This window comes from Vibrio nitrifigilis (genome assembly GCF_015686695.1).
GTDB lineage: Bacteria > Pseudomonadota > Gammaproteobacteria > Enterobacterales > Vibrionaceae > Vibrio > Vibrio nitrifigilis.
Window position 1 is genome coordinate 2,705,579 of the sequence record NZ_JADPMR010000001.1, and the last position, 14,088, is coordinate 2,719,666.

The following is a 14,088-nucleotide window of genomic DNA, read 5'->3' on the forward strand; positions in this document are numbered from 1 at the left end:
CATTCAAGTGTTCTTGGGAATCTTACTTTTTAAGTAAGTATTCAAAATTGAGTCCGGCAATATCGAGTCTGCAACATGTATAAAAATGCAGACAAACCTTGGTGACTTGTTCATCAACGCAAAACTTTTTTGGGTTGTATGGTTAAGTGACTAAGCGTACACGGTGGATGCCTTGGCAGTCAGAGGCGATGAAGGACGTACTAACTTGCGATAAGCGTAGATGAGGCAGTAAGAGCCACTTGAGTCTACGATGTCCGAATGGGGAAACCCAACTGCATAAGCAGTTATCTTTAACTGAATACATAGGTTAAAGAGGCGAACCGGGAGAACTGAAACATCTAAGTACCCCGAGGAAAAGAAATCAACCGAGATTCTGGTAGTAGCGGCGAGCGAAACCGGATTAGCCCTTAAGCCATTTATGCGTCAGGTGAAGTGTCTGGAAAGGCACGCGATACCGGGTGATAGCCCCGTAACCGTTAACGTATTTATGGTGAAATCGAGTAAGGCGGGACACGTGATATCCTGTCTGAATATGGGGGGACCATCCTCCAAGGCTAAATACTCCTGACTGACCGATAGTGAACCAGTACCGTGAGGGAAAGGCGAAAAGAACCCCTGTGAGGGGAGTGAAATAGAACCTGAAACCGTGTACGTACAAGCAGTAGGAGCCTCTTTGTGGGGTGACTGCGTACCTTTTGTATAATGGGTCAGCGACTTATATTCAGTGGCAAGGTTAACCGTTTAGGGGAGCCGTAGCGAAAGCGAGTCTTAACTGGGCGCCCAGTCTCTGGATATAGACCCGAAACCGAGTGATCTAGCCATGGGCAGGTTGAAGGTTGAGTAACATCAACTGGAGGACCGAACCGACTAATGTTGAAAAATTAGCGGATGACCTGTGGCTAGGGGTGAAAGGCCAATCAAACTCGGAGATAGCTGGTTCTCCCCGAAAGCTATTTAGGTAGCGCCTCGGACGAATACTACTGGGGGTAGAGCACTGTTAAGGCTAGGGGGTCATCCCGACTTACCAACCCTTTGCAAACTCCGAATACCAGTAAGTACTATCCGGGAGACACACGGCGGGTGCTAACGTCCGTCGTGGAGAGGGAAACAACCCAGACCGCCAGCTAAGGTCCCAAATTACAGCTAAGTGGGAAACGATGTGGGAAGGCTTAGACAGCTAGGATGTTGGCTTAGAAGCAGCCATCATTTAAAGAAAGCGTAATAGCTCACTAGTCGAGTCGGCCTGCGCGGAAGATGTAACGGGGCTAAGTTGTAAACCGAAGCTGCGGCAATGCCTTTTTAGGTATTGGGTAGGGGAGCGTTCTGTAAGCCGTTGAAGGTGGATTGTAAAGTCTGCTGGAGGTATCAGAAGTGCGAATGCTGACATGAGTAACGATAATGGGGGTGAAAAACCTCCACGCCGGAAGACCAAGGGTTCCTGTCCAACGTTAATCGGGGCAGGGTAAGTCGACCCCTAAGGCGAGGCTGAAAAGCGTAGTCGATGGGAAACGGGTTAATATTCCCGTACTTCTTACAATTGCGATGGGGGGACGGAGAAGGCTAGGTGGGCCTGGCGACGGTCGTCCAGGTTCAAGTGCGTAGGCTTGGAAATTAGGTAAATCCGGTTTCCTCTAAGGCCGAGACACGATGTCGAGTCACTAAGGTGATGAAGTCATTGATGCCATGCTTCCAGGAAAAGCCTCTAAGCTTCAGATTGTAAGGAATCGTACCCCAAACCGACACAGGTGGTCGGGTAGAGAATACCAAGGCGCTTGAGAGAACTCGGGTGAAGGAACTAGGCAAAATGGTACCGTAACTTCGGGAGAAGGTACGCTCTTGACGGTGAAGAGATTTACTCTTGGAGCTATTGAGAGTCGCAGATACCAGGTGGCTGCAACTGTTTATTAAAAACACAGCACTGTGCAAAATCGTAAGATGACGTATACGGTGTGACGCCTGCCCGGTGCCGGAAGGTTAATTGATGCTGTTAGAGGTAACTCGAAGCGGTTGATCGAAGCCCCGGTAAACGGCGGCCGTAACTATAACGGTCCTAAGGTAGCGAAATTCCTTGTCGGGTAAGTTCCGACCTGCACGAATGGCGTAATGATGGCCACGCTGTCTCCACCCGAGACTCAGTGAAATTGAAATCGCTGTGAAGATGCAGTGTACCCGCGGCTAGACGGAAAGACCCCGTGAACCTTTACTACAGCTTGGCACTGAACATTGAGCCTACATGTGTAGGATAGGTGGGAGGCTATGAAGCAGTCACGCTAGTGATTGTGGAGCCGACCTTGAAATACCACCCTTGTATGTTTGATGTTCTAACTTGGCCCCCTTATCGGGGGTGAGGACAGTGCCTGGTGGGTAGTTTGACTGGGGCGGTCTCCTCCCAAAGAGTAACGGAGGAGCACGAAGGTGGGCTAATCACGGTTGGACATCGTGAGGTTAGTGCAATGGCATAAGCCCGCTTGACTGCGAGAATGACAATTCGAGCAGGTGCGAAAGCAGGTCATAGTGATCCGGTGGTTCTGAATGGAAGGGCCATCGCTCAACGGATAAAAGGTACTCCGGGGATAACAGGCTGATACCGCCCAAGAGTTCATATCGACGGCGGTGTTTGGCACCTCGATGTCGGCTCATCACATCCTGGGGCTGAAGTCGGTCCCAAGGGTATGGCTGTTCGCCATTTAAAGTGGTACGCGAGCTGGGTTTAGAACGTCGTGAGACAGTTCGGTCCCTATCTGCCGTGGGCGTTGGAAGATTGAAGGGGGCTGCTCCTAGTACGAGAGGACCGGAGTGGACGAACCTCTGGTGTTCGGGTTGTGTCGCCAGACGCATTGCCCGGTAGCTAAGTTCGGAATCGATAACCGCTGAAAGCATCTAAGCGGGAAGCGAGCCCTGAGATGAGTCTTCCCTGGCGCTATAAGCGTCCTAAAGGGTTGTTCGAGACTAGAACGTTGATAGGCAGGGTGTGTAAGCGTTGTGAGGCGTTGAGCTAACCTGTACTAATGGCCCGTGAGACTTAACCATACAACACCAAAAAGGTTTTGTATCGGACTCGATATAAGAGACACACTTGATTGTGTGAGAACGACAGCTTTCTGAATTAATTGTTGCTGCGTAGCGGTAACAACAAAGAATTTGCTTGGCGACCATAGCATTTTGGACCCACCTGATCCCATGCCGAACTCAGAAGTGAAACGAAATCGCGCCGATGGTAGTGTGGGGCTTCCCCATGTGAGAGTAGGTCATCGCCAGGCTTTAAATTCCACTTGCTTACAAAGTAAGCAAGTCACCATAAAGCTTTAAAAAAGATTAAAGTTTTATGTTGACTTTCAAAGTGGGTAGCGTAATATACGCGTCCTGCCTAAGTGCTAACGCACTGAAAGCAAAGCTCTTTAACAATTTAAACCTATCAATCTGTGTGGGCACTCGTTGATGATAATCAAATGAGAAACTTCGGTTTCCAATTGGTTTCAATGAACTGAGTGACCAATCAAGATGTCTTTTGGAAACATTAGAGGTCTTGGCACAGTCAATTCAACATTACTTAGTAATGTATTCAGTATTCATTGAGCCACAAAAAACTTTAATTGAAGAGTTTGATCATGGCTCAGATTGAACGCTGGCGGCAGGCCTAACACATGCAAGTCGAGCGGAAACGAGTTAACTGAACCTTCGGGGAACGTTAACGGCGTCGAGCGGCGGACGGGTGAGTAATGCCTGGGAAATTGCCCTGATGTGGGGGATAACCATTGGAAACGATGGCTAATACCGCATAATAGCTTCGGCTCAAAGAGGGGGACCTTCGGGCCTCTCGCGTCAGGATATGCCCAGGTGAGATTAGCTAGTTGGTGAGGTAAGAGCTCACCAAGGCGACGATCTCTAGCTGGTCTGAGAGGATGATCAGCCACACTGGAACTGAGACACGGTCCAGACTCCTACGGGAGGCAGCAGTGGGGAATATTGCACAATGGGCGCAAGCCTGATGCAGCCATGCCGCGTGTATGAAGAAGGCCTTCGGGTTGTAAAGTACTTTCAGCAGTGAGGAAGGTGGTGAGATTAATAGTCTCATCATTTGACGTTAGCTGCAGAAGAAGCACCGGCTAACTCCGTGCCAGCAGCCGCGGTAATACGGAGGGTGCGAGCGTTAATCGGAATTACTGGGCGTAAAGCGCATGCAGGTGGTCTGTTAAGTCAGATGTGAAAGCCCGGGGCTTAACCTCGGAATAGCATTTGAAACTGGCAGGCTAGAGTACTGTAGAGGGGGGTAGAATTTCAGGTGTAGCGGTGAAATGCGTAGAGATCTGAAGGAATACCAGTGGCGAAGGCGGCCCCCTGGACAGATACTGACACTCAGATGCGAAAGCGTGGGGAGCAAACAGGATTAGATACCCTGGTAGTCCACGCCGTAAACGATGTCTACTTGGAGGTTGTGGCCTTGAGCCGTGGCTTTCGGAGCTAACGCGTTAAGTAGACCGCCTGGGGAGTACGGTCGCAAGATTAAAACTCAAATGAATTGACGGGGGCCCGCACAAGCGGTGGAGCATGTGGTTTAATTCGATGCAACGCGAAGAACCTTACCTACTCTTGACATCCAGAGAACTTAGCAGAGATGCTTTGGTGCCTTCGGGAACTCTGAGACAGGTGCTGCATGGCTGTCGTCAGCTCGTGTTGTGAAATGTTGGGTTAAGTCCCGCAACGAGCGCAACCCTTATCCTTGTTTGCCAGCGAGTCATGTCGGGAACTCCAGGGAGACTGCCGGTGATAAGCCGGAGGAAGGTGGGGACGACGTCAAGTCATCATGGCCCTTACGAGTAGGGCTACACACGTGCTACAATGGCGCATACAGAGGGCGGCCAACTTGCGAAAGTGAGCGAATCCCAAAAAGTGCGTCGTAGTCCGGATTGGAGTCTGCAACTCGACTCCATGAAGTCGGAATCGCTAGTAATCGTAGATCAGAATGCTACGGTGAATACGTTCCCGGGCCTTGTACACACCGCCCGTCACACCATGGGAGTGGGCTGCAAAAGAAGCAGGTAGTTTAACCTTCGGGGGGACGCTTGCCACTTTGTGGTTCATGACTGGGGTGAAGTCGTAACAAGGTAGCGCTAGGGGAACCTGGCGCTGGATCACCTCCTTAACGATAAGATTATTGCGATGAGTGTTCACACAGATTGATGGTTTTGAAGCGTAAGCTTCGAGCTATTATTGCTCTTTAACAATTTGGAAAGCTGACAAAACATTCTTTTAGAATGTTTGTAAAAGTTCTCAATTATCTATCATTGATAGATAACCAACACACATTCAAGTGTTCTTGGAAATCTTGCTTTAATAGTAAGATTATTTTGCTTCTGCTTTTTTTAAAGCGGAGACAAAAGAAAAATTGAGTCCGGCAATATCGAGTCTGCAACATGTATAAAAATGCAGACAAACCTTGGTGACTTGTTCATCAACTCAAAACTTTTTTGGGTTGTATGGTTAAGTGACTAAGCGTACACGGTGGATGCCTTGGCAGTCAGAGGCGATGAAGGACGTACTAACTTGCGATAAGCGTAGATGAGGCAGTAAGAGCCACTTGAGTCTACGATGTCCGAATGGGGAAACCCAACTGCATAAGCAGTTATCTTTAACTGAATACATAGGTTAAAGAGGCGAACCGGGAGAACTGAAACATCTAAGTACCCCGAGGAAAAGAAATCAACCGAGATTCTGGTAGTAGCGGCGAGCGAAACCGGATTAGCCCTTAAGCCATTTATGCGTCAGGTGAAGTGTCTGGAAAGGCACGCGATACCGGGTGATAGCCCCGTAACCGTTAACGTATTTATGGTGAAATCGAGTAAGGCGGGACACGTGATATCCTGTCTGAATATGGGGGGACCATCCTCCAAGGCTAAATACTCCTGACTGACCGATAGTGAACCAGTACCGTGAGGGAAAGGCGAAAAGAACCCCTGTGAGGGGAGTGAAATAGAACCTGAAACCGTGTACGTACAAGCAGTAGGAGCCTCTTTGTGGGGTGACTGCGTACCTTTTGTATAATGGGTCAGCGACTTATATTCAGTGGCAAGGTTAACCGTTTAGGGGAGCCGTAGCGAAAGCGAGTCTTAACTGGGCGCCCAGTCTCTGGATATAGACCCGAAACCGAGTGATCTAGCCATGGGCAGGTTGAAGGTTGAGTAACATCAACTGGAGGACCGAACCGACTAATGTTGAAAAATTAGCGGATGACCTGTGGCTAGGGGTGAAAGGCCAATCAAACTCGGAGATAGCTGGTTCTCCCCGAAAGCTATTTAGGTAGCGCCTCGGACGAATACTACTGGGGGTAGAGCACTGTTAAGGCTAGGGGGTCATCCCGACTTACCAACCCTTTGCAAACTCCGAATACCAGTAAGTACTATCCGGGAGACACACGGCGGGTGCTAACGTCCGTCGTGGAGAGGGAAACAACCCAGACCGCCAGCTAAGGTCCCAAATTACAGCTAAGTGGGAAACGATGTGGGAAGGCTTAGACAGCTAGGATGTTGGCTTAGAAGCAGCCATCATTTAAAGAAAGCGTAATAGCTCACTAGTCGAGTCGGCCTGCGCGGAAGATGTAACGGGGCTAAGTTGTAAACCGAAGCTGCGGCAATGCCTTTTTAGGTATTGGGTAGGGGAGCGTTCTGTAAGCCGTTGAAGGTGGATTGTAAAGTCTGCTGGAGGTATCAGAAGTGCGAATGCTGACATGAGTAACGATAATGGGGGTGAAAAACCTCCACGCCGGAAGACCAAGGGTTCCTGTCCAACGTTAATCGGGGCAGGGTAAGTCGACCCCTAAGGCGAGGCTGAAAAGCGTAGTCGATGGGAAACGGGTTAATATTCCCGTACTTCTTACAATTGCGATGGGGGGACGGAGAAGGCTAGGTGGGCCTGGCGACGGTCGTCCAGGTTCAAGTGCGTAGGCTTGGAAATTAGGTAAATCCGGTTTCCTCTAAGGCCGAGACACGATGTCGAGTCACTAAGGTGATGAAGTCATTGATGCCATGCTTCCAGGAAAAGCCTCTAAGCTTCAGATTGTAAGGAATCGTACCCCAAACCGACACAGGTGGTCGGGTAGAGAATACCAAGGCGCTTGAGAGAACTCGGGTGAAGGAACTAGGCAAAATGGTACCGTAACTTCGGGAGAAGGTACGCTCTTGACGGTGAAGAGATTTACTCTTGGAGCTATTGAGAGTCGCAGATACCAGGTGGCTGCAACTGTTTATTAAAAACACAGCACTGTGCAAAATCGTAAGATGACGTATACGGTGTGACGCCTGCCCGGTGCCGGAAGGTTAATTGATGCTGTTAGAGGTAACTCGAAGCGGTTGATCGAAGCCCCGGTAAACGGCGGCCGTAACTATAACGGTCCTAAGGTAGCGAAATTCCTTGTCGGGTAAGTTCCGACCTGCACGAATGGCGTAATGATGGCCACGCTGTCTCCACCCGAGACTCAGTGAAATTGAAATCGCTGTGAAGATGCAGTGTACCCGCGGCTAGACGGAAAGACCCCGTGAACCTTTACTACAGCTTGGCACTGAACATTGAGCCTACATGTGTAGGATAGGTGGGAGGCTATGAAGCAGTCACGCTAGTGATTGTGGAGCCGACCTTGAAATACCACCCTTGTATGTTTGATGTTCTAACTTGGCCCCATTATCTGGGGTGAGGACAGTGCTTGGTGGGTAGTTTGACTGGGGCGGTCTCCTCCCAAAGAGTAACGGAGGAGCACGAAGGTGGGCTAATCACGGTTGGACATCGTGAGGTTAGTGCAATGGCATAAGCCCGCTTGACTGCGAGAATGACAATTCGAGCAGGTGCGAAAGCAGGTCATAGTGATCCGGTGGTTCTGAATGGAAGGGCCATCGCTCAACGGATAAAAGGTACTCCGGGGATAACAGGCTGATACCGCCCAAGAGTTCATATCGACGGCGGTGTTTGGCACCTCGATGTCGGCTCATCACATCCTGGGGCTGAAGTCGGTCCCAAGGGTATGGCTGTTCGCCATTTAAAGTGGTACGCGAGCTGGGTTTAGAACGTCGTGAGACAGTTCGGTCCCTATCTGCCGTGGGCGTTGGAAGATTGAAGGGGGCTGCTCCTAGTACGAGAGGACCGGAGTGGACGAACCTCTGGTGTTCGGGTTGTGTCGCCAGACGCATTGCCCGGTAGCTAAGTTCGGAATCGATAACCGCTGAAAGCATCTAAGCGGGAAGCGAGCCCTGAGATGAGTCTTCCCTGGCGCTATAAGCGTCCTAAAGGGTTGTTCGAGACTAGAACGTTGATAGGCAGGGTGTGTAAGCGTTGTGAGGCGTTGAGCTAACCTGTACTAATGGCCCGTGAGACTTAACCATACAACACCAAAGAGGTTTTGTATCGGACTCGATATAGAGACACACTTGATTGTGTGAGAACGACAGCTTTCTGAATTAATTGTTGCTGCGTAGCGGTAACAACAAAGAATTTGCTTGGCGACCATAGCATTTTGGACCCACCTGATCCCATGCCGAACTCAGAAGTGAAACGAAATCGCGCCGATGGTAGTGTGGGGCTTCCCCATGTGAGAGTAGGTCATCGCCAGGCTTTAATTTAAACGGTAGAGTGTTAGACACTTTACGGTAAAAACCAGTTTCGCGGAGCGGTAGTTCAGCTGGTTAGAATACCGGCCTGTCACGCCGGGGGTCGCGGGTTCGAATCCCGTCCGTTCCGCCACTTAGTTTTGAAGCCCTGAACGAAAGTTCAGGGCTTTTTTATTTTGGCTATTTGGGACTGAGCGTGTTGCTGGTTAGCATTGCCGTGGGACGAATCCCGGTTGCCCGCAACCCCGGCCGGTCCGCACTGAGTTTTGAAGCCTCAATCGAAAGATTGGGGCTTTTTTGAGCCCGATATTTTTGTATTGATACCAATCGCACTAATTTTATGATCTAATATCAGCTTCGATAGGAGCTGATATGAACCCCCCTGACTTCCCAAAACTTATTCGTGAAACATCCGATGCGAGGATGCGTACGAGACTTCTTGCTATATCTCATTTCGTGGATGGAAAAAGCCGCACTGAGATCGCCAAATATTTAAAAGTCAGCCGTACCAGTGTCAATAACTGGGTTGCGACTTATTTAAAGAATGGTGTTGAAGGTTTAGTAGAAAAGCAGCATACAGGCCGTCCTCCACGACTGACTGAAGATCAGCTATCTCTGTTAAAGCTGTACATCACTTCCAATGCGATTAAACCTGAAGGTGGAAGACTACAAGGGACTGATATTATTGAATTCATCCATGAGGAATTTGGCCTATCTTACAGCTTATCAGGCATCTATAAGATATTGAGAAAGCTTAATTTAGTTTGGATAACCACTCGTTCAAAGCACCCAAAGCAATCTGTAGAAGCGCAAGAAGCTTTTAAAAAAATTCCCAATAGAAACGATCCTTAAGATCCCTGGGCATGTTGCTTTAAAAGATGTTCAAATCTGGTTTCAAGATGAAGCCAGATTTGGCCAGCGCAACACAACAACCCGAATCTGGGCAAAAAAAGGGACTCGTCCTAGGGCGGTACAACAACAGCAATTTGAGTATGCGTACTTATTTGGAGCGGTGTGCGTTAATACCGGAGAAACTGAAGCTATTGTTGTTCCTATGAGCAACATGGAAGCAATGAAGGAACAACTCAGACTCATTTCTCAATCAACCCCCACAGGCAAACATGCTGTCGTCATCATGGATCAAGCCAGTTGGCATCAAAGCTATCTAGCGGATTCATTCAAGAACTTGACTGTCATTCATCTACCTCCTTATTCACCCGAACTCAACTCAATAGAGCAGGTATGGAGTTGGTTGCGTCAGAAAGAAATAGCCAATAGGTGTTTTGAATGTTACGACGATATTGTCGACAAGCTGTGTAGTGCTTGGAATCGTTTTTGTGCAGACAAAAGCAGAGTCATTTCGCTCTGCTTTAGAGATTGGACCATATTGACCAGTTAATTAGTGTGATTGGTATGAGAAGTTGATAGTTGGTATCGCGGCGGGATGACTCTCATGCAATATCTATCTCCGTTGGCTTGAGATAGATAAAGAAAAAGCCGCTAACGCGGCTTTATTTTATTGAAACTGTCGCTAGAGTATTTGTTTAAGTACGCGATCAGCTTTTACTCTCGTAATCTTTCTTACTAGACGTTGAACCGGTGCAGGATAATGCTCTAGCTTTTCTACTTGCTTATAAGTACAAATAAGTTGAGTGTGCTGCAATATGTTCGCTTTCTCTTTTTCAAACTGCTCTAGGAGGTGCTGGTTCTCATCTCTAATGAAAAGTCCATTTTCTAAATCTAGTTTCCATGCTCTAGGATTAATATTGTTACCTGTTAGCAGCATATAACGTTTATCAACCCACACACCTTTCAGGTGGAAACTATTGTCATCGTGTTTCCATAGATGTACAGAAAGTTTACGACTAGCGATATTAGCTTCATTAATTTTGGCAAAGCGACGTAAATTGATCTCGTATAGATAAGGGAGACCACCTATAGTTTTAAATTCTTGCTCAGGTGATATATAGAAATCATTAGCCGTTTTGTCACCAACAACAATATCCACCTTAACCCCACGACGAATCGCTTTTTTAATTTCCTTAGAAACACTTTTAGGAAAGTTAAAGTAAGGTGTACAGATGAATATTTCTTCTTTCGCTTGAGCAATCATCTGAATGATGGATTGATTAAGAAAATTACGTCGTCTGCCAACGCCGACTAAAGGTGTGACAGCTACTTGTGATTCATTGATTTCTTGTGGGGTAAACTCGTAATAAGATTGACTTAAGGACGCTCGGAATTGACGGATATCTATTTTGATATCTTTTGTCTTTGGCTTATCTTCTTTTGCAAGATCGTAAACAGCGGGATGAGCAATCATTTCTTGGCGGATAAAATTCACCATTGAATCTGCTAGGTGAGTGTTCTCAAGAACATGATAGCGATCAAATCGATAACGATCTCCATAGTGGAGGTACACATTATTTAAACTAGCACCACTGTATATAACACTATCATCGATAATAAAGCCTTTAAGGTGCAGAACACCAAAAACCTCACGTCCCCGAACAGGGATACCATAAACAGGAATTGAGTGTTCGTATTTTTCAGCGAATTCAGCGTACATCGCTGCATTGCCTTTTGTTTCACCTTTGCCGATCAAACCACGTTGGGCGCGGTGCCAATCAACGCAGATATTAATATCAAGTCCAGGATTACGCTGTTTTGCCTCATATATTTCCGTTAGGATTTCTCTGCCAGCTTCATCGTTCTCCAGATATAACGTGACGATATAGATACGCTTAGTTGCATTGCGTATAGATTCGATCAGTTGTGCGCGAAATTCTTTCGCAGAGAGAAGGACATTAACGTTCTCTGGAGATAGCGCAATCGCTGGAAGCTTTTTGACGGGATGTCTACGAGCAATCATAGGGATGCTTTACCTTTATATGTGCAAAATTGCGGACTGGGCATTCTACCAAATTCAAAACATAAATAGCTAGAAAAGGACAACATTCTACTAACGATCGTAACGAAAGTGCATAGGAATGAGATCCTTACCGTGTTGAGTATAGCGCTGATAAAGCGTTTTGAGGTCAGCCGGTAGTTGTTCTGGTGATATTTTTTCGAAACCACCATTTTGATAAAAGTCTTTAAGGTGACTGTAAGCGAAACAGTAATCGTCATTTTGCAAGATATGCTCAACACAATAAGCCAGTAGTTGTTGACCAATGCCTTGTCCTCTTTTCGAACTAGAAATCGCCATACCCGTTAACAACCTCAATTGACCGACATGACGAAAGCGAACGACGCCAACAAGTACGGAGTCATCATAAGCGACAATTGTGAGTTCATCACTCTTAGGTTTAGTCCCTGGATAATGTTCTTTATAGAAACGTTTAATTAACGGAATCTTGATAGGGTCGAGAGTTTCAAATAGTAGAGTGGACATTTGCTTCTGTTCTAATGCATTAACTGTTGTAGAATGCGTAAAGTTTAATAGTTTAAAAGAATGCCATGCAATTTCACTATAATACATCGCTCAAACCTTATCATACCTTCGGGATTGACCAAAAATGTCAGCAGTTGGTGATCATAGAGTCGCTTGAGGATCTCAAATCAGTATATGCTGACCACCAATACCATAATGTTGAAAAACTTATGTTAGGTAAAGGCAGTAATATGCTGTTCACCGAACCTTATAAGGGTTTAGTGCTAATCAACCGTATTAAAGGTATCTCTCATAGCCAAGATAATTGTTATCACTATCTACATGTTGCTGCTGGAGAAGATTGGCCACAATTAGTCGAATGGTCAGTCAAACAGTCAATTGCAGGTTTAGAAAACTTAGCAATGATACCAGGATGCGCAGGAAGCGCACCCATTCAAAACATAGGCGCTTATGGCGTTGAGTTGAAAGATGTATGTGAATATGTGGATTACTTATGCTTAGAATCCCTGACAGTAAAACGAATTAATAATCCAGAGTGTTTGTTTGGCTATAGAGACTCTATCTTTAAGCATCATTTATATCAAAAGGCGGTTATTGTTGCTTTAGGGTTAAAACTGAGCAAGCAATGGCACCCCAAAATACAATACGGACCTTTAAAAGAACTTGGGGATAAATGTACTCCAGAGCAAGTCTATCAGCAGGTTTGCCATATTCGTGGCTCAAAATTACCTGATCCCAACCAGCAAGGAAATGCCGGAAGTTTTTTTAAAAATCCAGTAATTAGCCAAGAGCAGTATCAGTATCTTAAACAAAAGCACCCTGATATGGTGGCTTATACAACTGATGGAGGTGTCAAACTTGCAGCAGGATGGTTAATTGATCAAGCAGGATTAAAAGGGGAAAGTATTGGCGGTGCTCAAGTTCATCCCAATCAAGCGTTGGTTATTATTAATCGTTCAGGGCAAGCAACTGCAAGTGATGTAATCAATTTGGCAGCAAAAATTCGTAATACAGTGCATCAGCTTTATGGTGTAGAGCTGGAACATGAAGTCCGGTTTATGGCCGCAGAAAAAGAAACATATCTCAATCAATTAGTGGAGAAATAGAGTGAAAGACCATAGCGTCAAATTGAAATTGTTAAAAACCCTATCTGATGGGGCCTTTCACTCAGGAGAATCACTAGGAGCACAGGCTGGTATTTCACGAGCAGCGATCAGTAAGCACATTAAAGGCATCCAAGAGTGGGGCGTTGATGTCTTTCGCGTACAAGGCAAAGGATATCAATTAGCTCAGCCATTTATATTGCTTGATCAAACAACGATTCAGCAACAGGTAGACAATCATGTCGAAGTGCATCCAGTTATTGACTCAACGAATCAGTACCTAATTGAGAAGACTGCCACAATCGAAAAAGGCAGTGTTTGTATCGCTGAGTATCAATCAGCAGGGAGAGGGCGTCGTGGCCGTCAATGGTTATCACCATTCGGTACGAACTTATATTTTTCGATTTATTGGCGGTTAGAAGCGGGCATTGCTGCTGCAATGGGGCTTAGCCTTGTCGTGGGGGTTGCTATTGTTGAAGCAATACAAAACTTGGGTATAGAGGGCGTTAAATTAAAGTGGCCAAATGATCTTTATTTTGAAGACAAAAAGTTAGCGGGAATTTTGGTGGAAATGTCAGGCCAAACCGGAGGCGCTGCTCACCTAGTCATCGGGATGGGAATGAACCTGCTGATGCAAGATAAAGACAAAAACATTGATCAGCCATGGACTAGTCTCTCTGAAGTGATCGGTAATGATCAAATTGATCGCAATCAATTGGTGGTTTCCTTTATTAAATGTCTTAACCAATCTTTAAAAGACTATGAACTAAATGGTATGGATGGCTTTGTTGAACGTTGGAACAAGGTAGATAATTTTCTTGATCGTCCCGTAAGACTCATTATGGGAGATAAAGAGGTTGAAGGCATTGAACGAGGTATAGATAGTCACGGAGGAGTGTTACTGGAAACTGCCGATGGTATTAAAAGCTATATCGGTGGAGAAATTTCACTACGTAGAAATGACTAGAGCCCGGTTAATTTTCGAAAAATAGAAAAG

Annotated in this window: 5 protein-coding genes, 1 tRNA gene and 5 rRNA genes; 9 read left to right on the forward strand and 2 right to left on the reverse strand. The window is 46.5% G+C overall.

What is annotated here, in order from left to right; translation table 11 throughout:
* The first annotated feature begins 140 nt into the window (after positions 1-140).
* The 7 genes from I1A42_RS11995 to I1A42_RS12025 all read left to right on the forward strand — a co-directional run bounded on the left by I1A42_RS11995 (position 141) and on the right by I1A42_RS12025 (position 9,993).
* Positions 141-3,030 (forward strand): 23S ribosomal RNA (locus I1A42_RS11995).
* 114 nt (positions 3,031-3,144) lie between these two features.
* A 5S ribosomal RNA gene (gene rrf / locus I1A42_RS12000) occupies positions 3,145-3,260 on the forward strand.
* 330 nt (positions 3,261-3,590) lie between these two features.
* A 16S ribosomal RNA gene (locus I1A42_RS12005) occupies positions 3,591-5,143 on the forward strand.
* A gap of 336 nt (positions 5,144-5,479) precedes the next feature.
* Positions 5,480-8,369 (forward strand): 23S ribosomal RNA (locus I1A42_RS12010).
* Positions 8,370-8,482: 113 nt separating this feature from the next.
* Positions 8,483-8,598: ribosomal RNA gene (rrf, locus tag I1A42_RS12015) — 5S ribosomal RNA — on the forward strand.
* The 16S, 23S and 5S rRNA genes sit together here with 1 tRNA gene alongside, the layout of an rRNA operon.
* A 52-nt stretch (positions 8,599-8,650) precedes the next feature.
* Positions 8,651-8,727: transfer RNA gene (locus tag I1A42_RS12020), tRNA-Asp, on the forward strand.
* Between the two features lie 239 nt (positions 8,728-8,966).
* Positions 8,967-9,993, forward strand: a protein-coding gene (locus I1A42_RS12025; RefSeq protein WP_196122387.1) for an IS630 family transposase whose coding sequence is annotated in 2 segments (ribosomal slippage) — positions 8,967-9,416 and positions 9,418-9,993 — 1,026 coding nt in all. Because the reading frame shifts where the segments join, the coding sequence is not laid out codon by codon here.
* 132 nt (positions 9,994-10,125) lie between these two features.
* Here the strand turns inward: I1A42_RS12025 and pssA are convergent.
* Both pssA and I1A42_RS12035 read right to left on the reverse strand, forming a co-directional pair.
* A complete protein-coding gene (gene pssA / locus I1A42_RS12030; RefSeq protein ID WP_196123612.1) occupies positions 10,126-11,466 on the reverse strand; it encodes a CDP-diacylglycerol--serine O-phosphatidyltransferase in 1,341 nt (446 codons plus the stop codon).
* Positions 11,467-11,556: 90 nt separating this feature from the next.
* Positions 11,557-11,988, reverse strand: coding sequence for a GNAT family N-acetyltransferase (locus I1A42_RS12035; RefSeq protein WP_196123833.1), 432 nt, complete (start codon positions 11,986-11,988; stop codon positions 11,557-11,559).
* Positions 11,989-12,053: 65 nt separating this feature from the next.
* Between I1A42_RS12035 and murB the strand changes: the two genes are divergently transcribed.
* Entirely contained in the window at positions 12,054-13,094 is a 1,041-nt protein-coding gene (murB, locus tag I1A42_RS12040; RefSeq protein WP_196123613.1) for a UDP-N-acetylmuramate dehydrogenase, read from the forward strand.
* 1 nt (position 13,095) lies between these two features.
* Positions 13,096-14,058: a bifunctional biotin--[acetyl-CoA-carboxylase] ligase/biotin operon repressor BirA gene (gene birA / locus I1A42_RS12045; RefSeq protein WP_161157170.1), complete on the forward strand. Its 963-nt coding sequence runs from the start codon at positions 13,096-13,098 to the stop codon at positions 14,056-14,058.
* The last annotated feature ends 30 nt before the right edge of the window (positions 14,059-14,088 follow it).

Excerpts from the sequence above, each read along its gene's own strand:
- pssA (WP_196123612.1), bottom strand. The coding sequence starts at position 11,466 with ATGATTGCTCGTAGACATCCCGTCAAAAAGCTTCCAGCGATTGCGCTA.
- I1A42_RS12035 (WP_196123833.1), bottom strand. The coding sequence starts at position 11,988 with ATGTCCACTCTACTATTTGAAACTCTCGACCCTATCAAGATTCCGTTA.
- murB (WP_196123613.1), top strand. The coding sequence starts at position 12,054 with ATGCAATTTCACTATAATACATCGCTCAAACCTTATCATACCTTCGGG.